Raw genomic sequence first — 22,368 nt, 5'->3', positions numbered from 1 at the left:
AACATGGAGGCACCTATGAAAACGTTTCGCCTGCGCGGTTTGCATTTACTATTAAAAGAATATGAAAAAGAACTGAAAGAAGAACAAGTGGAATTACAGGAAGGTCTCGTCATTAACCGTGAGGAAGACGGCTGGTGGTTGATTGAAGCGGTAGTGCAAGAATCGGGGGTGGCCACTTTTCAACAATTATCAGAGGAAGAACGTGAAGTGGTAATGGAGGTTCTTATTTCGCACACGCAAAATGATCCGGCAACAATGGTTGGCCGCGTGCGTTCTATTCGGCCACTGGCGGATCGCTATTCGATTTTAATCGACGGGAAAATGGCAGTGAAAAAAGAAGAGGTCTTCAATTATATTCTGGAGACGTTGATTGAAGACGGTTATGCTGGAGAAGCGCTTCTTGCAGAGTTCAAAAAACGTAAACAAGATCGGGGAAGCTGGTCTCGGCATTTGGCCCGATCGTTATATAAGCAATATCGTACACAAGGGTATTCTCCCCTTGATCATGCTGAATAAACGACATTATCCAGGGTATCCTCAGCTATGGAAATGAAAGCAGAGGCTATAAAACATGACACACACATTCTTAGACTATTATGGAAATGAGGTCAGCCTCTCTTTTCGCCGTGAACCTTTTTCAGATCAGCCATGGCACGTGTTGGTGCTTTGCAGATACAAGGACCAGTGGTTGCTTACTAAGCATCCGCGACGGGGGTTAGAGTTTCCCGGAGGGAAAGTGGAAAAAGGAGAAGTGCCTGAAGGCGCTGCCATACGGGAGGTGTGGGAAGAAACAGGTGCACGGATCAACATCCTTCACTATCTCGGCCAATACGAAGTGCGTGGGCGCTCTGACACTATCGTGAAAAATGTATATTTTGCTGACATTGCATACTTACAAACAAAAAATGGGTATATGGAAACAAAAGGCCCTTTGTTGCTGGAAACCATCCCGGAAGCACTGGAAAAAAACCGGAATTTCAGTTTTATCATGAAAGATAACGTATGGAAATTGGCAAAAGAATATGTAGATGCCCATTTTTTATGAAGGCTGCTGATTATTGCAGAGATCGGCGGTTTTTCTATTTCCGCGAAAGCCGATCGCTAGAAAAAATCATCCATTTTGTTTAATGGATGATTTTATTCCCGGTTTCTCATCAAGAACTTTTCCAACATCGCGACAAGCTGATACATCATAGTGGCGAGGATTGCAACGAGGACAAGGCTTAACATGACCATATCGAAATTGAACACTTGGAAGCCGTAGATGATCATGTACCCGAGGCCCTCATTGGACACAAGGTATTCCCCGACAATCACCCCGACCCACGCGAGCCCGACGTTTACCTTTAAGGCCGATACCATTGCAGGGTATGAAGCAGGCACAATGACATGCCGAAACCTTTGTAGTTTAGTGGCGCCGAACGTATCAATCACTTTAACCAAATTTCCATCGGTTTCTTTAAAAGCGCCGTAGATGACAAGGGTAGTAACGATAATGGAGATAAGAACGCCCATTGCAATCACGGATGTCATGTTTGCCCCGAAAATGACGATCAGCATCGGTCCGAGGGCGACTTTCGGCGTCGCGTTTAAAACGACAATATATGGGTCCAACACTCGCGACAAAAATGGAGACCACCAGAGGAAGGCTGCAATTAATATTCCGCCCAATGTTCCAATCAAAAAGCCAAGGATGGTTTCCAGCAAGGTAATGCCGACGTGGGCATACAGCGTGTTATTTGCCAGCATATCTATCAGGAGATTCCAAATACTGCTGGGGGAGCTAAAAATCAAAGGGTTGATCCATTGCAACCGGCTAGCTAATTCCCACAAAGAGAAAAAAGCGATTAATATAACCATCTGACTGATATGAACGTATATTTTCTCTCGCTTTTTCCGCCTACGGAATTGCACATGTTGATCATTTAACTTCTGATTCAAGATGTTCCAACTCCTTCCAGATTAATTGAAACCAATCTTGGAACGTTGGATGTTGACGGGCGTCAAGAGGCGAAAGAGCTTTAAGCTCCTCCGGCACGATAAATGTTTTGTTAATCATAGCCGGTCGGTTCGTCAGGAGGATAATTCGATCGGACATCGCGATTGCCTCACTGATGTCATGGGTCACGAGCAATGCCGTTTTTCTTTTTTCCTTAAGGGTTTCATGAATCAAGTCTTCCAATTTTAGTTTCGTTTGAAAATCCAAGGCGGAAAATGGTTCATCGAGTAATAACAATGACGGCTTTGCGGCAAGTGTCCGAACGAGCGCAACCCTTTGTTTCATCCCTCCGGACAGGGCAGAGGGCATATCATGTTCCCGGTCCGCCAAACCCATTTGATCTAGCAATTCGCGTGTATAGGCCTGGTTTGGTTTATTTTTCTTTTTGGTAATGGTTAGGGCGATGTCAATGTTTTGGCCGATCGTTAACCAAGGAAAAAGATAATCCTGCTGCAACATATAGCCAACGTCGGTATTTGCATTCGTTATCGGTGTGTCCTGTAGAAGAATTTCCCCCTCCGATTGTTCGAGCAACCCCGCGACTATGGACAAAATGGTTGTTTTTCCGCAGCCACTCGGACCAATGATGGAGACAAACTCCCCAGCATCCACTTCCAAACTAATGTTACGTATCGCTTCAAGGACATTTTCTTGAGAAAAGAAATGCTTTGCCACATTTCTCAATGACAAAAGCGCCATGATTCATCTCCCTTCCGCCTTAATCTCGCGCGATAGTTGCTTAGGCAAAGGTGTTAGCCCCCCGAAACTCGGGGGAGATATTCCTTTATTCCAGTGCCTGATCAGCAATATCGGTGTTTACGAGATCTTCATAGTCAATGCGTTCGGGTAATTCTCCGGATTCTTCCATAATGTCTTGAAGGTGCTCCCATCCTTCTTCATCAATATAGGGATCTTCCGCGAAGGAATTTTGGGAGTCATAACGTTCGACGACATTAACGATGGTTTCTTCTGATGTTTCATCAAAATAAGGGGCAATGGATTCGGCTACGGCCTCGGGCGATTCGTTTTCAACGAACTGTTGCGCTTCATAGATGGCGCGGTTAAAACGAATGAGCACATCTTCATCCTCTTCGATCATGCTTTCCTTGGTAATAAAAGACGTGTAAGGAAGGGTGCCCGATTCTTCACCGAAAGAAGCGACGACGTGGCCTAACCCCTCTTCTTCAAACTCGGTTGCGTTTGGTTCGAATAATTGCACAAAGTCACCATTGCCGGAAGCGAAGGCACCCGCGATGTTTTCAAAGTCAACACTTTGGTCCAGTTCTACATCTTCGTGGGGATCAATGCCGTTCTGGCGAAGGGCATATTCACCAGCCATTTGCGGCATGCCACCTGCCCGCTGCCCCAAGTAAGACATTCCTTCAAGGTCATCCCATGAAAAATCTTCGATCGGCTCTCGGGAAACGAGAAACGTGCCATCTGTTTGCGTGAGAGCCCCAAAGTTAACAACCGGATCACTTGGATTTTGCGCGTTTACGTATATGGATGTTTCCGAACCGACAAGCGCCACATCCGCACTATCCGATAAGAGCGCGGTCATTGTCGTGTCACCACCCCACGTTGTGGTAAGGTCAATGTCGATATTTTCATCTGCAAAAAAACCTTCTTCAATGGCTACATAAAGCGGCGCATAAAAAATAGAGCGTGTGACTTCGGCTACTTCAACGGTTTCGTCTTCGCTTTCATCGCCGTTGGAACAAGCCGTTAGTATTAAAGGCATAGCAAGTACCGGAGCCAATCCCCGGCGAATCCATTTATTCATATTAATCTTCCTCCCTCCTTGCATCGATACGGCATCATATGCGTATCCTGGGTGTTCGGTGATGCCTAGAGGGATTTCTGAGTATTGGGAAATTAGGGCATGGATGGCTGTGGCGCCAAAAATAGAAGTTATGCCAAACTGGTCAGATTATTAGGATCAGGACGAAGGCTAAATACGTGAACGTATTTGTGAAGGCCGATCCAAGTGGAACTTTTTGCGCTTTATCGATTACGGGACCAGATTCGTGCCGTGTTTTTTGCTACATTTCACGGAAAGGTGAAAAGGGTGTTGAGCATATCGTGTTTTGTGTGCGTTTGCGGACTCATGTGGCTCCCAAGCAACGCAAAGAGTCCGCTAAGACCGCTTCTGAGGACTCATGTGGCTCCCAAGCAACGCAAAGAGTCCGCTAAGACCGCTTCTGAGGACTCATGTGGCTTCCAAGCAGCGCAAAGAGTCCGCTAAATCCAATTCTGAGGATTCATATGAATCCCGTGTACTGCTGAACAAAACTAATGAACTTGATTTATGTCTCAAAAACCGGGGATTGGAGAAGAAAAAAACCGAGGAAAGGGGGCAGAACCTTTCACTCGGTTTAAACAAGCGGTCCGGCATTTCGAATATGTTCCGGAACATGGGTAAATTGTTCAAAGTTACGATGGAATTTCGAGGCAAGCTCTTTTGCTTTTCGTTCGTACTCATCCAAGTCCTCCCACGTTTCGCGTTGTTGCAAAACGTTGTCGGGAACGCCCGGGCAGCGAGTGGGAACATACAGGCCAAAAATAGGGTCGATGATGGATTCTACCTGATTTAGTTCTCCTTCAAGCGCTGCTTGCACCATTGCTCTCGTGTGAGATAAATCGATGCGATCGCTAGTGCCATAGCTGCCGCCGGCCCATCCGGTGTTGATAAGGAAAACATTGGCTTCATGCGCGTCGATCTTTTCGCCAAGCATTTCTGCGTATACAGACGCGTGGCGGGGTAAAAACGGTGCTCCAAAGCAACTGGAGAACGTGGCTTCCGGTTCGGTGATGCCTCGTTCCGTTCCGGCGAGCTTACTTGTGTAACCGCTCAGAAAATGATACATCGCTTGCTCTTTCTTCAACTTGCTGATTGGAGGGAGCACGCCGAATGCATCTGCAGTAAGAAAAATGATCGTGTTCGGGTGGCCCGCTTTTCCTTGTGCAAGCATGTTGTCAATGTGTTCAAGGGGGTAAGCCGCTCGTGTGTTTTCCGTATAATACGTATTGGCGTAATCAGGAAAGCGTGTTTCTTCGTCCACCACGACATTTTCCAATACCGCTCCAAAACGGATGGCATGGTAAATATCCGGTTCTTTTTCCTCGGAGAGCTGAATGGTCTTGGCATAACAGCCACCTTCGATGTTAAAAATGCCGTTCTCGGACCAACCGTGTTCATCGTCCCCGATTAGAAAACGATTGGGGTCAGCGGAAAGCGTTGTTTTCCCGGTTCCCGATAATCCGAAAAATAGGGCGACATCCCCTTCTTTTCCGGTATTGGCCGAGCAATGCATCGGCATAACATCGCGCGCCGGCAAGAGGTAGTTCATTACGGAAAAAATTGATTTTTTCATTTCGCCGGCATATTCCGTTCCTCCTATGAGGATCACTTTTTCTTCAAAAGAGATAAGGACGAATGCTTCGGACCGGGTTCCATCTACTTCCGGGTCTGCTTTGAACCCGGGGGCGGAGACGACGGTGAAGCCATCCTCTGCCGCGGGATTTTCACCGATTTCCGGACGAATAAACAATTGGCGGGCAAACAAATTGTGCCACGCATATTCATTAACCACTTTAAGCGGCAATCGATAATTTTGATCTTTTCCGGCATAGCCATGGGTGACAAATAGCGCCTCTTGGCGTCCCAGATAATGAAGCACCTTGCGATATAGCGCAGAAAACACTTCACGATCAATCGGCGCATTTACCGGTCCCCAATCGATGTCATCACGGGTTGAAGGTTCATCGACAATAAACTTATCTTTGGGAGAACGGCCGGTATATGCCCTCGTCGTCGCCGCAAAAGCACCGGCTTTCGTGAGAATGCCCTCATCGCGCGCGAGTGCCCTTTCCACTAACCTAGGCTCGGGAAGATCAAATTCGGCCTGTCTTTGTTGTAAAAGATGGTCCAAGGCTGATGCAAAAGAAACGGTACTCATAATCGGCAAAATCCTTTCTGTGCTAAGCTGAGGGCATGTAATAAAGATTAGATGCAATTAGTATAACACAATTTCGCATATAGTCTATACTATTTTTATGTAAAAAATTTGTGTCTGCGATTGAAATGGATGGAATGCTGGAATTAGGGCTGTGATTCGCCGTGATTGGTGTCGTTCTCATTCCAGGGAGCGTTTAATGTCCCCATAACCCCGTCCAGCATTCACCTGAACGCATGTATCTTTTTTTCTCGACACAACTGTGTTAAAATCATAAGGAAATAATGATTGCGACTTTGATGCGATTGATTGGTATTAAGGTACGCTCTTATCGAGAGTAGGTGGAGGGACAGGCCCTTCGAAGCCCAGCAACCATCCCCGGCGGGGAAAGGTGCCAACCTGGCAAAGCAATTGTTGCTTTGCAAGATAAGAGGCGAAAAAGGTGATGAAATGATAACCCCTTTTCCCTCGGGAAACAAGGGGTTTTTTTACAGCCAATACGCCTTGAACATAAAGTGAGCTGAAGAAGGAGGAGGCACGATGGAAGCGAATGGACGCAGACTTTTTACGTCTGAATCAGTCACTGAAGGCCATCCGGATAAAATTTGTGACCAGATTTCCGATCGAATTCTGGATGAAATATTAAAAAAAGACCCAAATGCCCGCGTTGCTTGTGAGACGGTGGCAAATACCGGGATGATTCTGGTGACGGGGGAGATTACGACGTCGACGTATGTCGATATTTCTAAAGTCGCCAGGGACACGTTGAAAGATATAGGTTATACTCGTGCAAAATTTGGACTTGATGCCGATACATGCGCGGTGATGACAACCATCGATGAGCAATCTCCCGACATTGCCCAGGGCGTTAACACGGCTTTGGAATCCCGGGAAGGAAAAATGTCCGAAGAAGAAATTGAGGCGATCGGTGCCGGAGACCAAGGCTTAATGTTTGGTTATGCCGATGATGAAACGGAAGAATATATGCCGCTGCCGATTTTTTTGGCCCACCAATTGGCCCGGCGTCTGTCGAGCGTGCGTAAAGATGGGACGATTCCTTTTTTACGTCCGGATGGGAAGACGCAGGTAACCATTGAATACGATGAGGAGAACCGGCCGCTGCGTGTAGATACGATCGTTATTTCCGCCCAGCATCAATCGGAAGTGGCTATGGCTAAGCTTGAAAAAGAGATCATGGGTCACGTTATCTTGGAAGTGGTTCCGGAGCATTTAATCGACGAGGAAACCAATATTTTTATTAATCCGACCGGCCGATTTGTGATTGGCGGCCCGCAAGGAGATGCAGGGCTTACGGGACGGAAAATCATTGTGGATACGTATGGAGGCATCGCGCGTCATGGCGGGGGTGCTTTTTCCGGAAAAGACGCGACAAAAGTTGACCGCTCTGCTTCATATGCAGCCAGGTATGTTGCGAAAAACATTGTTGCCGCCGGGCTTGCAAAAAAATGTGAAGTTCAGATTGCTTACGCGATCGGCGTCGCCCGCCCGGTTTCCATATCCATTGATACGTTTGGAACGGGGAAGGTAAAGGAGAGTGTTCTCCTGCAACTTGTGGAGAAGTATTTTGATCTTCGTCCGGCCGGTATTATTCATATGCTAGGCCTTCGGCGACCGATTTACGGCCAGACCGCGTCTTATGGCCATTTTGGACGGACGGATGTTGATCTGCCTTGGGAACGAACGGATAAAGCCGCCTCCCTTAAAGAAGCCGCTTTTGCCGCGGAAGCGAAATGAGCGAATAAAAAAAAATCACCGTTGAGAACCGAGCGTTCCAACGGTGATTTTTTATAAACGTGATTAAAAGGCCCAGTCCCCGTTTCGGAAAACGGGCTCCCGTGTGCCGTCTTCATGAATGCCATCGATGTCCATATCTGCATCTCCGACCATAAAATCAACATGCGTGATGCTTGTATTGATGCCTTTCTCTTCAAGTTCTTCTTTCTCCATGTCTTTTCCGCCTTCAATGTTAAAAGCATAGGCGCTTCCCAAAGCGAGGTGATTGGAAGCATTCTCATCAAAAAGCGTGTTAAAGAAAATAATGTTTGTGTCTGAAATGGGAGAACGGTGTGGAACGAGGGCCACTTCACCGATGTAAGAAGCGCCGTCATCTCCTTCAAGCAATCGTTGCAATGTTTCTTCGCCCTCTTTTGCTTTAAAATCGACCACTTTTCCGTCTTCAAATGTTAACGTAAAGTCGCTAATTAATGTTCCGCCATAGTTCAGTGGCTTTTTACTGGAGACTTTCCCGTTTACGCCTTTTTTCTTAGCGGCAGTAAAAACTTCTTCTGTCGGGATATTGGCCACGAAGTTGACGCCTGCTTTACTGACGCTTCCCCCGGAAGCCCAGAGGTGTGCTTCAGGGAGTTCGATCGTCAAGTCGGTTCCTTCCGCTGTATAGTGGAGGGCGTGGAAATTTTTGGTATTCAGGGCTTCCATTTTTTCATCCAACGTTTTCAAGTGTTCCTGCCAAGCGCCGACAGTGTCGGGTTCGTTCACCCGGGTTGCGTCAAATATCGCTTGCCAAAGTTTCGAAACCGCTGCTTCTCCTTCGGTTTCCGGAAAGACTCTCTCCGCCCATTTTACGGATGGCACTGCAACGATGGACCAGCTTACTTTGTCGGATTGAATGTAGCTTCGAAACCCTTCCATTGCTCGTCCGCTCGTTTTATTGGCTGTCGAGACTCTTTCAGGGTCAATGCCTTTCAGCAAGTCAGGGTCCCCGCCGGTAATGCTTAAAAAAGCGGCATTATTTTCCGCTTCTTCTTCCATGGCACGGGCGTACCACTCCGGGAATTCGGAGAACGCTTCTTCAGGCGCGTGCTCAAATTTCAAGCGGGTAAGTGCTTCATCGCTCCAATCAACGCGAACATGTTTTGCGCCAGCTTTGTATGCTTTTTCCGCGACGATATGGACAAAATCAGCGGCAAACAACGGTGAGCGTATGAAGAGTGTTTGCCCTTTTTGGATGTTGACGCCGACGTTTAAAGCGATATCTGCATAGCTTTCGATTTGTTCTTGAAATGTCGTCATCTGCTTCCCTCTTTTCATATGTATTTTTTTACGTTTGTCTTTTTGCTTTTGCGTAAGTTTTTCCTCGCTCAACGTATGCTTCGCGAACGCGTTTCATTTCCTCGAGATCTTCCGCATTTAGATCACGCACTACTCGTGCAGGACTTCCCATCGCGAGTGTCCGCGGCGGGATATTTGTTCCAGGAGTGACGAGTGCGCCTGCGGCAACAAAAGCTTCTTCACCGACTTCAGCGCCATCGAGTACCGTGGCTTTCATACCGATTAGTGCTTTTTTTCGGATCGTACATCCGTGTACGACTACTTGGTGCCCGATGGAAACATCATCTTCAATCGTTAAAGGTTGTGCGGGACTTTGATGAAGCATGCATTGGTCTTGAATATTGACGCGGTCGCCAATTTCGGTTGGCGCGACATCGCCCCGAATCACCGTGTGAAACCATATGCTGCTGTCATCCCCAATCGACACATCGCCGGTAACCACAACACCATCGGCGATATAACAACTTTTTGCAATTTCCGGATGTGTATTATCATACGGATAGATGATCACTATGTTCGCCTCCTTTACCAGTTGTGGGAAGGTGGAATCAGGCACGCTGGATGTGATTTTCCTCGCCTGTCCCTGTATTTATTATATCAGAAATGAAATATCCATACCTTTCACATACTTTTTGGCGTGAAAAAGCTGTCGACATATGGTGTAATAGGGGGGATGTTTTGATCGATGGGAGGGAGAACGATCATGCGTATATGGAAATGTGAAAATCCAATCGGTGTCATTGTTATTGTTCACGGAGCAGGAGAGCATTATGGACGGTATCAATGGCTGATTGAACGGTTAAACCAAGAACATTTTCACGTTATTGCAGGCGATCTGCCCGGTTACGGAAGGACAAGGGGAAAAAGAGGGCATATTGACCATTTTAACCAATTTATAGATACGATACATTATTGGTATAAAGAAGCGGTCGTTTACGAATTGCCTGTCTTTCTATTCGGCCATAGCCTTGGAGGTCTTGGCGTTATCCGGACAATGATGGAAAAACAACTGCCGGTTCGAGGCGTCGTTTTGTCTTCGCCATGTTTGCATCTCTATGATCAGCCGAAGAAAGGGTCGACGTTGCTCGCGAGAGGCTTGCACAAAGTTATCCCGACACTTAGCATGAAAACCGGGATCCGGGCGGAACAACTTACTCGAAACGAAGAAGCGAAGAGGGAGTTGGCAAAAGATGAACTGTACGTCCATCACGTGACTGTCCGCTGGTATCAAGAGTTGGCAAAAGCGATGAAGGCGAGCTTGGAACATGCCTATCAATTTCCAAATGTCCCGCTGCTTGCTTTGCAAGCCGGAGAAGATTATCTCGTTGATAAAAGGGTGACGCATGAATGGTTCAACCGGTTGCGGCTTGAAGACCGTTCCTTGCGGGAGTGGCGCGGGTTGTACCATGAAATATTCAACGAACCGGAGCGAGAAGAGGTTTTTCGCTTTATGCTTTATTTTATCTGGCAACGACTGGGACGATTGTGAGGAACATGTACATAAAAAACCGAGTGCCGTTGTGAAGCGCGGTACTCGGTACCCGTTGAAAAAATATCCGTTTGCGGTTACTGTTCGTTTTCGTTTTTCCATTTTGTGAATTCAATGTAATCTTTTAATTGTTGCTTGCTAATGCCAGAGTCCATCGCTTCTTGCGCTAGTTTTAACTACTCGGGATCCAGTGGTTCATTGGAAGCTGGTTTATGCTCTGCAATTAACGCCTCGAGGGAGACATCAGTACATCGGAAATTTTCTGGACAAGGTCAATGGAAGGGTTCGTTTGCAGCGAGCGTTCCAGGGAGCTTAGGTAAAATTTTGCCACTCCTGAACGTTCCGAGACCTCTGATAATGACAGCCCTTTTTCAAGGCAATCACTACTTTTACTTAAACCATCCCTTCTCTTTAAACCGGGCAATCGCTTCGATCCGGTTGGTCACATCTAGTTTATCCAAGATAACGGAAACATAATTACGGACGGTACCGCTCGTAATAGAAAGTTGATTTGCGATTTCCTTTGTGTTTTTGCCGTTGGCAATCAGTTGTATGACTTGCCCTTCCCGTTCCGTTAACGGGTTTTCATTGTCATAAGCTATGTCTACAAGTTCCGGTGCATATATTTTTCTGCCGGCCATAATTGTCCGGACCGCGTTTGCGAGATCTTCACTTGGACTGTCTTTTAATAAATAACCGCTCACCATCGCTTTACGCGCGCGTTCAAAATAACCGGCACGGGCAAAAGTGGTGAGAACGATGATTTTACACGAATGGTCCTTTAATTCTTCTGCAGCATCCAAACCGCTCTTGAACGGCATTTCGATATCCATGATACAAATGTCGGGCTGATGGTTTCGCACTAAAGCCAATGCTTCTTTGCCGTCGCGGGCTTTGCCGACAACTTCCATATCTTCTTCCAGGTCAAGCAAAGAACCAAGGGCGCCCAGAAGCATTTGTTGGTCCTCTGCAATGATAATTCGAATCATGGTGCTCCCCCCAATTCTGTTTGTTGAACAATGTGGGGCACTTTTATCGTTAAGGTCATGCCATTCGATGACTCTTTGCTCAAGCTCCCATTCACAAACTCCAAACGTTCTTTCATCCCTTGAAGGCCACTTTCTTTATAGGCTTTTTGATCAGCAGGGATCCCAATGCCATTATCCCGGATTTTCATCACCAGCTCGTTCGGGGAATCCCTGATGGAGAGGTGGCAAAGAGAAGCGTGACTATGTTTTACGATGTTCGTGACCGCTTCCTTCAAACACATGCTCAACACATTTTCGACGAGTAACGGCGTATGTTCCAGCTCTTCATCACCAGCAATCGAAAACTCAATATGCGTGGCTTTAAGAATTTCGCGGACACGAATGATCTCGTCACTCAGTTTGGTTCCTTTCATATCGGAAACGATCTCTCGCACTTCATTTAGAGCTGTTCTCGCGGTTAGATGGATGTCCTCGATTTCCGATTTGGAAGATTGATGATTAACGTCCATTAATTTGGCAGCTAAATCACTTTTAAAGCCAATAAGGGAAAGTTTTTGTCCCAGTGTATCATGCAGGTCACGGGCAATTCGCTGTCGTTCCTCCACGACCATAAGTTGCGAAATTTTTTCATTGGCGTCTTCCAGCTGATGTTCCAACTGTTCCCTTTTGTTCCGGTTGTATATAATAAAGGGGAGAATAATAACGCCGATGACGCTTATCAAAATAAACGGCAATTGCATAAGAAAGGTTTCACTTTGCAGGAAAAACCCAGCTGTAATAGCAAGAATGGTCGTCGTGAGATGAATCACATATAAAGTAACAAAACCGCTTTTATTTTGGATGTTCCCGATAAAAAAGGCCAAAAAAAGCGCGAAGTATACATAACCGAAGTACATCGTCATCCCGATGTTGATGATCATTTCAATGCCCAATGTTAGGTAAACGGTCCAGCCTCTTTTTATAAAAGACAATCGGTAAGCAGTAAAAAAAAGCATCAACAAAATAAGGCCGATGATAACTTCAAATGACGAGGATGAATGAATAATAAAAGAAAAAGGCAAGAGGCAAAAAATAAGCCAAGCATACAAACTAAGCCCGGTATTTTTCGGAAAAATATGAAACCAATTTTGCATCGATGACCTCCCCCTTCCTGAATAAGTATACCACAAGAAAAAGCCCTCCACGTTGAAAGGGAAGGACTTTATTTTTGTTGAATGCTCGAAGGCCGATGATTGAATTCCGCCGCTCTTGGATTTTTCAGCAAACCCTTCACTTCTTTAAAGCTTACGAACGTTTGGCTGGATTCGTCATACAATCGGAACCGAATCGATTCCAGGCTGGAAGCCATGGTGATCGTTGTTGCTTTTTGGAGTGGAGGGATATTTTCATGTGTTTTTTCTAAATTGTAATTGGGCACTCTCGGGCTCAAATGATGAACGTGATGAAAGCCGATATTGCCGGTGAGCCATTGCATCACTTTCGGGAGTTTATAATAAGAGCTGCCGTCGACCGCTGCTTTTACAAAATCCCAATCCTCTTCATTTTCAAAGTAGGAATCTTCAAATTGATGTTGGACATAAAACAACCATATCCCGATTGAACCTGAAATAAATAGAATGGGAAGTTGGATAATGAGAAACGCTTGCCAACCGACCGTCCATATTAACACTGTATAGATCGTGAAAAGAGAAGTGTTGATCAAATACGTATTCCATCGTTCTTTTCCCTTTGCCCCTTTGCGGTTAAAACGGTTGGATAGAAGGAAAAGGTAGAAGGGGCCGAAGCCGAACATAACGATTGGATTTCGGTAAAGGCGATAGAGCAGTCGCTGCCAAAATGAAGCATTTGCGTATTCCTTAACCGTCATCACCCATATATCACCGGTTCCGCGTTTATCCAAATTGCTGCTCGTAGCATGATGAATCGCATGGCTTCGCTTCCATTTTTCAAAAGCGAAATGGGTAATGATGCCGGTAATGGTACCGACAATGCGATTGGTCTTTGTTTTATTGAAAAAAGAACCGTGGGTGCAGTCGTGAAAAATAATGAAGATACGCACGACAAAACCTGCGGCAACCACTGACAATGCAAGCGTCAACCAAATAGAAACCGATAAACTTTGGAAGGCAAGGAACCAAAGCAGGAAAAACGGCAAAATGGAATTTACCAACTGCAAGATGCTAGATTTCGTATCCGGATTGGCAAAAGGCGCAACGCTCTTTTTTAACTGTGCCTGTTTTTGTTTACTCATTGGCTTTTCCCCCGCGATTATTTGATAACTATCATCATCGTAAGGGAAAACGTAAAGCTTTGTAAGGCATAGATGTCAAGGATGGGGTATGACAAGTGTCATGGTGGGGATAGATCGGAGTCGGTCGTTACTTTCCCCTCGTCCCGTCTACCGGTGAGCCCTTTTTTCATTCAACCGCCTAGGAAAATTATGTGTTAAGCTTGCCGTGTTGGCACCGCATAATCCGCTGTATCCACTTCGGCCTGCTCTCCAATCGCCATGCGTGCAAGGATCGAACCTAGGTAGGGTCCCATCGTTAAACCGGTGGCACCGAGTCCATTGGCAAAAAGTAGCCCTTTTAGCTCGGGAAGATGCCCGAATACAGGAAGAAAATTCGGAGTGAACGGACGGAAACCGACGCGTGTGCCGGTCCACTCTGCATCGGTTAAGCCCGGTGCCACTTGCAAGGTTTTCGATAGAATATCGTGAATCGGTCCAGCGGTTAAGCGTTCATCAAAATTGGTGTCATCTTCCTGGGAAGAACCGGCGATGATGCGTCCTTGCTCAAATGGGGCGATGTATTGTTTGCCGGGCGGGATAACAATCGGCCAATTTCCAGTCTCCATATTTGAGAGCTGCAGCTGGAGGATTTGCGCTTTTTGCTCCCGCACATGGACATCAATGCCGAAGGGATCCAGCAAAGACTGCGCCCAGGCACCGGCAGTGGCAACCACTTTATCACTGTAAATCTCTTTTTCGTTAATTTTGATACCGGCTACGCTAACACCATCTTTTAACAGCGCAGCTTCCCCTTTGATAAAGGATGCTCCGCAATTTTCTGCTGCCCTTAACAAAGCATCCCGCAATTGACGGCCATCTACCCGGGCTGCTCCTTCGGCATATAGACTGCTGTATGTGCCATCGGTTAAGAGTGGGAAGCGTTCCTTCGTTTCTTGGGGGATAAAAGAAGGAGTTCGCCGATTTCCGGAGCATCCTGCCGTTTGATTTTCGTCCGTTCCATCGTTTCCCTTAATTTCTTTTCATCGGTATGCAAGCGGAGGGCGCCGACCCGTTTATATCCGGCGTTCGTTTCGCCGTCTTTTTCTAGTTCATCGATGACTTCCGGATAATAAGCGGCGCCGTTTTTCACAAGCGCATACCACGCTTTGTTTCGTCGTTGCGAAAGCCACGGGCAGATCATCCCTGCGGCTGCCGCGGTTGCTTGCCCGCTGTCTCCCCGGTCGACAATCGTGACAGCGTAGCCTTTTTTGGTGAGGTGATAAGCAGTAGAGGCGCCGAGGATCCCGGCGCCAACGATGATTATGTGCATGCTTTGACATCTCCAACTTATTGTTTTTCCAGTGCGAGCAAGAACGGTGGGTGATTTTTGCGATTGCTGAATTCATAACGCGCGACCAAGACTTTTTCCTGATCGAGAGCGGATGTAAAAGAAAGAAGGGCATCCCGTTCCTTTTTCCCTTCTTCGTGTCCGTGATAGATGACGAGGACAATCAAGCCTTGGCTCGGCATGAGTTCGAGTAATTGAGTAATGGCAGTGATCGTTGAATCACTGTTCGTGGTTACGGTTTTGTTGCTGCCCGGCAAGTAGCCAAGATTGAAAATGGCTGCTCTCGGAGCGGCGTAACCTTTGCTTTTAAAAATTTCTTCAATAAAAGTATGGCTGTCTTCCATCAGTACCACGTGCTCATCAAGCTGTTCCATTTCCAGCCGATTCCGTGTGTTTTGGACCGCTTTCGCTTGAATATCGAAACCGAGGACGCATCCTGAAGCGCCTACGCGATTCGCGAGGAAGGCGGTATCATGCCCGTTTCCCACCGTCGCGTCCACAACCATGTCTCCACGGGCAATCGCTTTTTCCAATAAATGATGGGCAAACGGAATGACTCCATACAAGCTCATTGTGTGTGAACACCTTTCATTTGTATCTGTCAAAGATGTTTTCATTGTAGCACGCTGTTTTGATCGTTGTATAATTTTTGATTGGGGATCGATGTGCCAAATCCACTCGTTGGAAAGAAGCCGACGACCAAGATAAGCATGTTTTCAATCGCGCCTGCTTTGTTCATGAGAAGATGAAAAATAAAACATAAGCAGCGATGAAAGCAATTAATACCCCTTTGACGGAGGCATGGAAGCCCCAAGGATAGGCGCGATAGCAATGATGAATTCCACTATTTTCACACCTCAACTTTAGATGTAACCGTTGGCAAAGGTTAAATGATATATTATATAATCAAAGGCAAGATACACAAAGACTTGAGATACTTGACCCACGAATGTACAGGAGGCAATACGTATGCGAATGGTAGATGTAATTGCAAAAAAAAGAGACGGCGGAACACTTGCAATAAAAGAGATTGAAGATTTCGTTCGCGCATATACAGCAGATCAGATTCCTGACTATCAGGCTTCCGCGTTTGCTATGGCGATTTATTTTCAAGGCATGGACGAGCAAGAAAGCGCGGCGCTCACCAAAGCGATGGCAGCATCCGGGGACCAATTGGATCTGTCGCGAATTGCCGGAACCAAAGTGGATAAACATTCGACCGGTGGAGTAGGGGACAAAACAACGTTCATTCTGTCGCCAATTGTAGCTGCGGCAGGCGTTCCGGTCGCAAAATTATCCGGCCGCGGTTTAGGCCATACCGGCGGAACCATCGATAAGTTGGAAGCGTTCCCTGGTTTTGAAACGGAACTGGAAGAAGATACGTTTATTGAACTTGTAAACAAAAACAAAATAGCGATCGCCGGGCAATCAGGGAACCTGACGCCGGCAGATAAAAAACTTTATGCGCTTCGTGACGTAACCGCCACCGTGAATGCAATGCCGCTGATTGCCAGTTCGATTATGAGCAAAAAAATTGCTGCCGGTTCTGATGCAATTGTGCTGGATGTAAAAGTCGGAAGCGGTGCCTTTATGACAGACCTGCCGGCTGCGAAAGAACTCGCGCGAACGATGGTGAATATCGGCAATGAATTGGACCGGAGAACGGTTGCCGTCATTTCCGATATGGATCAACCGCTTGGGCGCATGGTCGGTAATACATTGGAAGTGAAGGAAGTCATTGACGTATTGCGAGGGAATGGCCCGGAAGATATCTATCGATTGAGCGTTCGTTTGGCCGCGCATATGCTCGTTCTCGGCGGTAAGGCAAAAGATGTAGAAACCGGACAAACATTGGCAAACAAATTAATCCAGGATGGTAGTGCGCTGGATATTTTCCGTAAATTCCTCGAAAGCCAGGGAGCTGACCCGACGCTCGTTGATCATCCTGAGCGTCTCGCGAAGGCGAATAATATTATAACGGTAGAAGCATCGGCTTCTGGGTATATCTCAACCATTGACGCCACTAAAATCGGACAGGCAGCCGGCATGTTGGGGGCAGGACGAATGACGAAAGGTGACATTATTGATCATGCGGTCGGCGTAGAAGTGAAAGCTAAAGTCGGTGATTGGGTGGAAAAAGGCGATGTCCTCGTTGACTTGCACGCGAATCGTGACGATGTCTCGGAAGTGGTCTCGGTCGTAAAAGACAGTTATCAAATCAGTGATCACGCGCCGGAGGAACGCCCGCTTATTTTTCATGAAATGATATGAGAACGTCAGTCATGGCGCCCGAAAAGCGTTCCCTAACCTTAGATCGGTCGCCATGGTTGTCCCGCATCCCCAACGTCAGCGCTAAATCTCCCCAAATCTTGACAACACCAGCGTTCATGCCTACAATGGCAGTATCAAGAAGTACGGGAACATAGTGTATCAATGTTGCGAAACGAGAAAGCGATACATACGTGCGATGATCCCGTCCCTGATAAGGGGCGGGTTTCATTTTTCTGAGTAAAGGAGGCGGTCGGAATGGCTTTTCCACATAAAGAAATAGAGAAAAAATGGCAGGATTTCTGGGGGGAAAACAAAACGTTTCGGACAGACGGCGATGATCAATCAAAGCCCAAATTTTACGTATTGGATATGTTTCCTTATCCATCCGGAGAAGGACTGCACGTCGGTCACCCGGAAGGGTATACGGCTACGGATATTTTGGCTCGCATGAAACGAATGCAAGGGTATCATGTATTGCATCCGATGGGCTGGGATGCTTTCGGTTTGCCGGCCGAACAGTACGCCCTCGATACGAATAATCATCCCGGTTTTTTTACGGAAGAAAATATAAAAAATTTCCGTCGCCAAATTAAGGCGTTGGGTTTTTCCATCGATTGGGACCGAGAAATTGATACGACCGATCCCAACTATTACAAATGGACACAATGGATTTTTTTACAGCTGTATAAACATGGACTGGCCTATATTGATGAAGTGCCGGTCAACTGGTGCCCGGCGCTCGGAACGGTGCTCGCGAACGAAGAAGTTATTGATGGGGTAAGCGAGCGGGGCGGACACCCGGTCGAACGTCGTCCCATGAAGCAGTGGATGTTAAACATCACCGCCTATGCCGATCGCCTTTTGGATGATTTGGAAGAGATTGATTGGCCGGAAAGCATTAAAGAAATGCAGCGTAACTGGATCGGCAGATCCGAAGGTGCGGACGTCACGTTTACCGTCGCCGATAAAGACAAGGAACCTATTCGCGTGTTTACGACCCGCCCTGATACATTGTTCGGTGCCACATACATGGTACTGGCCCCGGAGCATGCATTGGTGGATAAAATAACGACCGCCGATCAACGCGAGGACGTGGAAATATACACAAAAGCCGTTTCGTTAAAAAGCGATTTGGAACGAACGGAATTAACAAAAGAAAAAAGCGGTGTATTTACAGGTGCATACGCGACCAACCCGGTAAACGGAGAGGAAATTCCGGTTTGGATCGCGGACTACGTGCTGAGCACATACGGAACCGGGGCTGTCATGGCCGTCCCTGCTCACGATGAACGGGATTATGAATTCGCGCGCACGTTTGACCTCCCCATTCGTGAAGTGGTGACTGGTGGCAATATAGAAGAAGAGGCTTACGCCGGTGATGGTGTGCACGTTAATTCCGATTTTCTCAATGGATTGTATAAAGAGGATGCCATAACAGAAATCATTGCATGGCTGGAGGACCGGGGTGCCGGTCGAAAACAAGTCAGTTATCGGCTGCGTGACTGGCTGTTCAGTCGCCAACGTTATTGGGGAGAGCCAATCCCGATCATTCATTGGGAAGACGGGTCCATGTCCGCCGTCGACGAAGACGATCTTCCTTTGGTACTCCCGGATCTGGATGAATTTCAGCCACCTGGGAACGGGGAGTCTCCGCTCGCAAACTCAACCGAATGGCTGAAAGTGACGGATCCGAAAACGGGAATGAAAGGGCGTCGCGAGACGAATACGATGCCGCAATGGGCAGGTAGTTGCTGGTATTTCTTGCGTTTCATCGATCCGCATAACGAAGAAGCTTTGGCTGACACGGAGAAGTTGAAATACTGGTTACCGGTCGATATGTACGTCGGCGGTGCTGAGCACGCGGTGCTTCACTTGTTGTACGCGCGTTTCTGGCATAAATTTTTATACGATATTGGTGTAGTGCCAACAAAAGAACCATTTCAAAGATTGTTTAATCCGGGGATGATTCTCGGTGAAAACAATGAAAAAATGAGTAAATCAAAAGGAAACGTCGTTAACCCGGACGATATTCTTGAAAGCCACGGTGCGGATACCCTGCGAATGTATGAAATGTTCATGGGACCGCTTGATGCCGCGGTTGCTTGGTCCGAAACCGGGCTAGATGGGTCCCGGCGCTTTCTTGATCGCGTGTGGCGACTTTTCGTTGCGGAGGATGGAGAGCTGGCTTCTGCTGTTACAGATGAGGCGGGAGACGACCACGCCCTTTGGCCTGTGTACCATCAAACCGTCAAAAAGGTAAGCGATGATTTTGAGCATATGCGCTTCAATACCGGAATTAGCCAAATGATGGTTTTCATTAACGCCTGCTATAAGGAAGAAAGCCTCCCGCGGGGAGCGATGGAAGGCTTTGTAAAAATGCTCTCCCCACTCGCGCCTCACGTGGCGGAAGAGTTATGGTCGATGCTTGGGCACACAGCGTCGATCACGTTTGAACAATGGCCGGCCTATGATGAATCCTACCTTGTCGAAGATGAGGTGGAAATCGTCTTGCAAGTAAACGGCAAAGTACGCTCGAAAGTGAATATGTCAAAAGAAGCAACGAAAGAAAAAATGGAAGAAATCGCACTTGCGGATGAAAAAGTGTCCTCCAATATCGAGGGAAAAACGATACGAAAAGTAATCGCGGTGCCGGGGAAACTGGTAAATATTGTAGCAAATTAGAAACACGAGCGAGAGGCTTTAGCTTCTCGCTCATTTTTTCGCTCGCGTATGTTAAATGGCTGATATGTCAGTTATCACGCCTGCGCCGCATTTTTTCCGGCTGCATATCCCGTTGAAAATGCGCAGGTGATGTTGAAACCGCCGGTATAAGCGTGGATGTCGAGCACTTCCCCGCAAAAATAAAGCCCTTGTTTGATTTTGGATTGCATCGTTTTCGGCTCGATTTCTTTGACTGAAACACCGCCCCCGGTGATGAACGCTTTTTTCAAAGAAAGAGTGCCGTCGGAGGAGAAAGAACAAGATTTCATTTCTTTTGCCAACGCTTGCAATCTTTCAGGCTGGACGTCTTTTAAAGCTGCTGAGGCCTCTATATTTGCCTGTTCCAATAATAGAAGGAGAAAGCGTTCCGGCGCTAGAGAAGGTAGGGCATTTTTGCATGATTTTTCACCGCTCGTTTTTTTCAATTGTTGTAGCTTTTGTTCCAGTTGCCCAACGTTTATTCCCGGGTGGAGATCAATGCTTAACATGACAGGTTGCCCGTCATTCTTTTTCCGTTCTTTCACGATGTATTGGCTGCAGCGTAGAGCAATCGGTCCTGATATGCCAAAATGTGTAAAGAGCATGTCGCCTTCGTGCTTCACGATAGCTTTCTTTTTTTTATTCCAAACGGTCATTTCAACATCCCGGAGCGATAAACCTTGCAATGTCCGTTCTCCGATGAATCGGTCACTTGAGGTGATCGGCACTTCCGTTGGATAAAGCTCGGTAACGGTATGGCCGACTTCTCTTGCCCACGGATAAGCATCTCCGGTAGAGCCCGTGTGCGGCACGGAAGTACCGCCGGTCGCAACGATGACTTGATCAGCCGGAACGACGTTGTTATTTTCCAGCTTCACTCCTGTTACACGTTCTTGATCAAAGGCGAGATCGGTGACACGTTGATCGGTGATCGTCTCGACCCCTTTAAGGCGAAGTTGATCGAGCAATGTTTGTACGACGGTGGCAGCTTTATCATTCACCGGAAACATTCTGCCCATATCCTCTTCCTTCAGGCTAATGCCTAAACCTTCGAAAAAAGCAATGATATCTTCATTATTGAAGACGGAAAACGGACTATACATAAATTTCCCATTCCCGGGAATGTAATGAATCAGTTCACGCTCATCCATGCGATTCGTCACATTGCATCGTCCGCCGCCGGAAATTGCCAGTTTGCGGCCCAACTTATTGCCTTTGTCGATTAATGTAACGTCCGCACCATGAGATGCAGCGGCAACGGCAGCCATCAATCCCGCGGGTCCGCCGCCAATAACGATAACTTTACTCATGTTTTTCTCCTTTAAAAAAGTGATCAAACGTTATCTTATCATGTAGGAAGATGTAGAGCGAATCAGCAGGGTTGTTTTTTGCACAGGCAAAATGTTGGATGATAAGTTCTATTCGGAATCTTAACCAGAACGCTTGAAAAACACGTCATTTTCCGTTATGATATATTGCTGTACGGCATTTTTCGGAGGAGTACCCAAGTCCGGCTGAAGGGGGTAGACTCGAAATCTACTAGGGGCTTAACGGCCCGCGGGGGTTCGAATCCCTCCTCCTCCGCCATTGCTAGAATGACAGAAGTTAAAATGTTTTAAATGAGGCGGAAAATGAGTGAACAACACCTTGCGGTTTAGCCATATAGACCGCTAGGAACCACTGCTATTTTTCTCGAAGCCGCTAGTGATATAAATGTATTTTCGGACATAAGAAGCACTCCTTTAGCGATAAAAGGGGTTTTTTTAGTGCCAGATATGGATGAACGGAAGATCCCAAAAAAGCGTATTCGATAAATGGCCATCACTAATATCCACAGTGCTGATCTTGCGTGAGGAGGACTTTGCGGTTCGTCCGCGGAAAGCAACGAAGTCATGGGAGGTGACATCCCGCCCATGCTATCTAGTTATTCAGCAGCCTTTAAATAATTTCTACACCCCCTTCCAAAGTATTATAAACTATAGTATTATTTTATCGGATTAATTTATTAGAGGGAAGGTGAGACTTTTTGGTGGTCTGGGATTAAAGTTATTGTTTCAGGATCAAGGACCGAATGTTAAACAGCGGTGATATAATTTTTCGTAGCGCTAATGCAAGCGATAGCCCTTCCAGTTACGGCGAATCGTATTAATTTACATAACTCATCACTGCTGAAGAAGTGTTGGAATTCAAGACAGAGGTCTTAAAGAACCAAACGCAACACCCAACACCTATGGACGAAGAAAAATATTGGTAGTTCAGCGGGAAACTCCGATGACAAAAAAGGAAACGATAGAGA

The 22,368-nt window shown here is 46.8% G+C and carries 18 protein-coding genes, 1 tRNA gene, 1 pseudogene and 1 riboswitch; of the genes and pseudogenes, 7 read left to right on the top strand and 13 right to left on the bottom strand.

Annotated elements, in window-relative coordinates; genetic code table 11:
* Nucleotides 1-3 precede the first annotated feature (3 nt).
* Nucleotides 4-516: a YwpF family protein gene (locus EPH95_RS08740; protein ID WP_142089170.1), complete on the top strand. Its 513-nt coding sequence runs from the start codon at nucleotides 4-6 to the stop codon at nucleotides 514-516.
* A 55-nt stretch (nucleotides 517-571) separates the two neighbouring features.
* Nucleotides 572-1,045: an RNA deprotection pyrophosphohydrolase gene (gene ytkD / locus EPH95_RS08735; RefSeq protein WP_142089168.1), complete on the top strand. Its 474-nt coding sequence runs from the start codon at nucleotides 572-574 to the stop codon at nucleotides 1,043-1,045.
* A 92-nt stretch (nucleotides 1,046-1,137) separates the two neighbouring features.
* Here ytkD and EPH95_RS08730 read toward each other — a convergent pair whose 3' ends face one another.
* The 4 genes from EPH95_RS08730 to pckA form a co-directional block, all read right to left on the bottom strand.
* Complete coding sequence (locus EPH95_RS08730) at nucleotides 1,138-1,941, bottom strand: ABC transporter permease (protein WP_227004106.1); 804 nt, start codon at nucleotides 1,939-1,941, stop codon at nucleotides 1,138-1,140.
* On the bottom strand, nucleotides 1,922-2,698 hold the full coding sequence (locus EPH95_RS08725) for an ABC transporter ATP-binding protein (RefSeq protein WP_142089166.1): 777 nt from the start codon (nucleotides 2,696-2,698) through the stop codon (nucleotides 1,922-1,924). Before EPH95_RS08725 ends, EPH95_RS08730 begins: the two co-directional genes overlap by 20 nt.
* Nucleotides 2,699-2,783: 85 nt before the next feature.
* On the bottom strand, nucleotides 2,784-3,782 hold the full coding sequence (locus EPH95_RS08720) for an ABC transporter substrate-binding protein (protein ID WP_142089164.1): 999 nt from the start codon (nucleotides 3,780-3,782) through the stop codon (nucleotides 2,784-2,786).
* A gap of 592 nt (nucleotides 3,783-4,374) precedes the next feature.
* On the bottom strand, nucleotides 4,375-5,958 hold the full coding sequence (gene pckA / locus EPH95_RS08715) for a phosphoenolpyruvate carboxykinase (ATP) (RefSeq protein ID WP_142089162.1): 1,584 nt from the start codon (nucleotides 5,956-5,958) through the stop codon (nucleotides 4,375-4,377).
* A 322-nt stretch (nucleotides 5,959-6,280) separates the two neighbouring features.
* A riboswitch (SAM riboswitch) is annotated at nucleotides 6,281-6,388 on the top strand.
* A 107-nt stretch (nucleotides 6,389-6,495) separates the two neighbouring features.
* Here pckA and metK point away from each other — a divergent pair.
* Nucleotides 6,496-7,710, top strand: a complete 1,215-nt coding sequence (gene metK / locus EPH95_RS08710; RefSeq protein WP_142089160.1) for a methionine adenosyltransferase — start codon at nucleotides 6,496-6,498, stop codon at nucleotides 7,708-7,710.
* Nucleotides 7,711-7,773: 63 nt separating this feature from the next.
* Here metK and EPH95_RS08705 read toward each other — a convergent pair whose 3' ends face one another.
* Together EPH95_RS08705 and EPH95_RS08700 are read right to left on the bottom strand one after the other, a co-directional pair.
* Nucleotides 7,774-9,006 (bottom strand): aminopeptidase, encoded by a 1,233-nt coding sequence (locus EPH95_RS08705; protein ID WP_142089158.1) that lies wholly within the window; start codon nucleotides 9,004-9,006, stop codon nucleotides 7,774-7,776.
* Between the two features lie 28 nt (nucleotides 9,007-9,034).
* Nucleotides 9,035-9,553, bottom strand: a complete 519-nt coding sequence (locus tag EPH95_RS08700; RefSeq protein WP_142091550.1) for a gamma carbonic anhydrase — start codon at nucleotides 9,551-9,553, stop codon at nucleotides 9,035-9,037.
* Between the two features lie 195 nt (nucleotides 9,554-9,748).
* Here EPH95_RS08700 and EPH95_RS08695 point away from each other — a divergent pair, with 195 nt between their 5' ends.
* A complete protein-coding gene (locus EPH95_RS08695) occupies nucleotides 9,749-10,534 on the top strand; it encodes an alpha/beta hydrolase (protein WP_142089156.1) in 786 nt (261 codons plus the stop codon).
* Between the two features lie 223 nt (nucleotides 10,535-10,757).
* On the opposite strand, the gene EPH95_RS19800 is transcribed toward EPH95_RS08695, so the two are convergent.
* The 6 genes and pseudogenes from EPH95_RS19800 to EPH95_RS08665 form a co-directional block, all read right to left on the bottom strand.
* Nucleotides 10,758-10,865 carry a hypothetical protein gene (locus EPH95_RS19800; protein WP_405127437.1) on the bottom strand — a complete coding sequence of 36 codons (108 nt, stop codon included), beginning with the start codon at nucleotides 10,863-10,865 and terminating at the stop codon, nucleotides 10,758-10,760.
* Between the two features lie 58 nt (nucleotides 10,866-10,923).
* Entirely contained in the window at nucleotides 10,924-11,523 is a 600-nt protein-coding gene (locus EPH95_RS08685; protein ID WP_142089155.1) for a response regulator transcription factor, read from the bottom strand.
* The gene (locus EPH95_RS08680; RefSeq protein ID WP_142089152.1) at nucleotides 11,520-12,656 is read right to left on the bottom strand and encodes a sensor histidine kinase; all 1,137 of its coding nucleotides are present in this window, start codon (nucleotides 12,654-12,656) and stop codon (nucleotides 11,520-11,522) included. The genes EPH95_RS08685 and EPH95_RS08680 overlap by 4 nt, the downstream gene beginning before the upstream one ends.
* A gap of 68 nt (nucleotides 12,657-12,724) precedes the next feature.
* Nucleotides 12,725-13,774 carry a Delta(5) desaturase DesA gene (locus EPH95_RS08675; RefSeq protein ID WP_142089150.1) on the bottom strand — a complete coding sequence of 350 codons (1,050 nt, stop codon included), beginning with the start codon at nucleotides 13,772-13,774 and terminating at the stop codon, nucleotides 12,725-12,727.
* Nucleotides 13,775-13,968: 194 nt separating this feature from the next.
* Nucleotides 13,969-15,083, bottom strand: a pseudogene (locus tag EPH95_RS08670) (NAD(P)/FAD-dependent oxidoreductase).
* 17 nt (nucleotides 15,084-15,100) lie between these two features.
* Nucleotides 15,101-15,673 carry a tRNA 5-(aminomethyl)-2-thiouridylate-methyltransferase MnmM gene (locus EPH95_RS08665; protein ID WP_142089148.1) on the bottom strand — a complete coding sequence of 191 codons (573 nt, stop codon included), beginning with the start codon at nucleotides 15,671-15,673 and terminating at the stop codon, nucleotides 15,101-15,103.
* A gap of 397 nt (nucleotides 15,674-16,070) precedes the next feature.
* Between EPH95_RS08665 and EPH95_RS08660 the strand changes: the two genes are divergently transcribed.
* Nucleotides 16,071-17,372 carry a pyrimidine-nucleoside phosphorylase gene (locus tag EPH95_RS08660; RefSeq protein WP_142089146.1) on the top strand — a complete coding sequence of 434 codons (1,302 nt, stop codon included), beginning with the start codon at nucleotides 16,071-16,073 and terminating at the stop codon, nucleotides 17,370-17,372.
* Nucleotides 17,373-17,627: 255 nt separating this feature from the next.
* Entirely contained in the window at nucleotides 17,628-20,054 is a 2,427-nt protein-coding gene (leuS, locus tag EPH95_RS08655; RefSeq protein ID WP_142089143.1) for a leucine--tRNA ligase, read from the top strand.
* A 74-nt stretch (nucleotides 20,055-20,128) separates the two neighbouring features.
* On the opposite strand, the gene EPH95_RS08650 is transcribed toward leuS, so the two are convergent.
* Nucleotides 20,129-21,382: a BaiN/RdsA family NAD(P)/FAD-dependent oxidoreductase gene (locus tag EPH95_RS08650; RefSeq protein WP_142089141.1), complete on the bottom strand. Its 1,254-nt coding sequence runs from the start codon at nucleotides 21,380-21,382 to the stop codon at nucleotides 20,129-20,131.
* A 184-nt stretch (nucleotides 21,383-21,566) separates the two neighbouring features.
* On the opposite strand from EPH95_RS08650, the gene EPH95_RS08645 reads away from it, so the two are divergent.
* Nucleotides 21,567-21,659, top strand: a tRNA-Ser gene (locus EPH95_RS08645).
* The last annotated feature ends 709 nt before the right edge of the window (nucleotides 21,660-22,368 follow it).

The organism is Salicibibacter halophilus (assembly GCF_006740705.1).
In the GTDB taxonomy this organism is placed as follows: domain Bacteria; phylum Bacillota; class Bacilli; order Bacillales; family Marinococcaceae; genus Salicibibacter; species Salicibibacter halophilus.
This window is presented reverse-complemented; position numbering and strand designations above follow the sequence as displayed.

Bases quoted from the DNA above. Each gene is read 5' to 3' on its own strand.
- EPH95_RS08740 (WP_142089170.1), top strand. From the start codon at position 4: ATGGAGGCACCTATGAAAACGTTTCGCCTGCGCGGTTTGCATTTACTA.
- ytkD (WP_142089168.1), top strand. From the start codon at position 572: ATGACACACACATTCTTAGACTATTATGGAAATGAGGTCAGCCTCTCT.
- EPH95_RS08725 (WP_142089166.1), bottom strand. From the start codon at position 2,698: ATGGCGCTTTTGTCATTGAGAAATGTGGCAAAGCATTTCTTTTCTCAA.
- EPH95_RS08720 (WP_142089164.1), bottom strand. From the start codon at position 3,782: ATGAATAAATGGATTCGCCGGGGATTGGCTCCGGTACTTGCTATGCCT.
- pckA (WP_142089162.1), bottom strand. From the start codon at position 5,958: ATGAGTACCGTTTCTTTTGCATCAGCCTTGGACCATCTTTTACAACAA.
- metK (WP_142089160.1), top strand. From the start codon at position 6,496: ATGGAAGCGAATGGACGCAGACTTTTTACGTCTGAATCAGTCACTGAA.
- EPH95_RS08705 (WP_142089158.1), bottom strand. From the start codon at position 9,006: ATGACGACATTTCAAGAACAAATCGAAAGCTATGCAGATATCGCTTTA.
- EPH95_RS08695 (WP_142089156.1), top strand. From the start codon at position 9,749: ATGCGTATATGGAAATGTGAAAATCCAATCGGTGTCATTGTTATTGTT.
- EPH95_RS08685 (WP_142089155.1), bottom strand. From the start codon at position 11,523: ATGATTCGAATTATCATTGCAGAGGACCAACAAATGCTTCTGGGCGCC.
- EPH95_RS08680 (WP_142089152.1), bottom strand. From the start codon at position 12,656: ATGCAAAATTGGTTTCATATTTTTCCGAAAAATACCGGGCTTAGTTTG.
- EPH95_RS08675 (WP_142089150.1), bottom strand. From the start codon at position 13,774: ATGAGTAAACAAAAACAGGCACAGTTAAAAAAGAGCGTTGCGCCTTTT.
- EPH95_RS08665 (WP_142089148.1), bottom strand. From the start codon at position 15,673: ATGAGCTTGTATGGAGTCATTCCGTTTGCCCATCATTTATTGGAAAAA.
- EPH95_RS08660 (WP_142089146.1), top strand. From the start codon at position 16,071: ATGCGAATGGTAGATGTAATTGCAAAAAAAAGAGACGGCGGAACACTT.
- leuS (WP_142089143.1), top strand. From the start codon at position 17,628: ATGGCTTTTCCACATAAAGAAATAGAGAAAAAATGGCAGGATTTCTGG.
- EPH95_RS08650 (WP_142089141.1), bottom strand. From the start codon at position 21,382: ATGAGTAAAGTTATCGTTATTGGCGGCGGACCCGCGGGATTGATGGCT.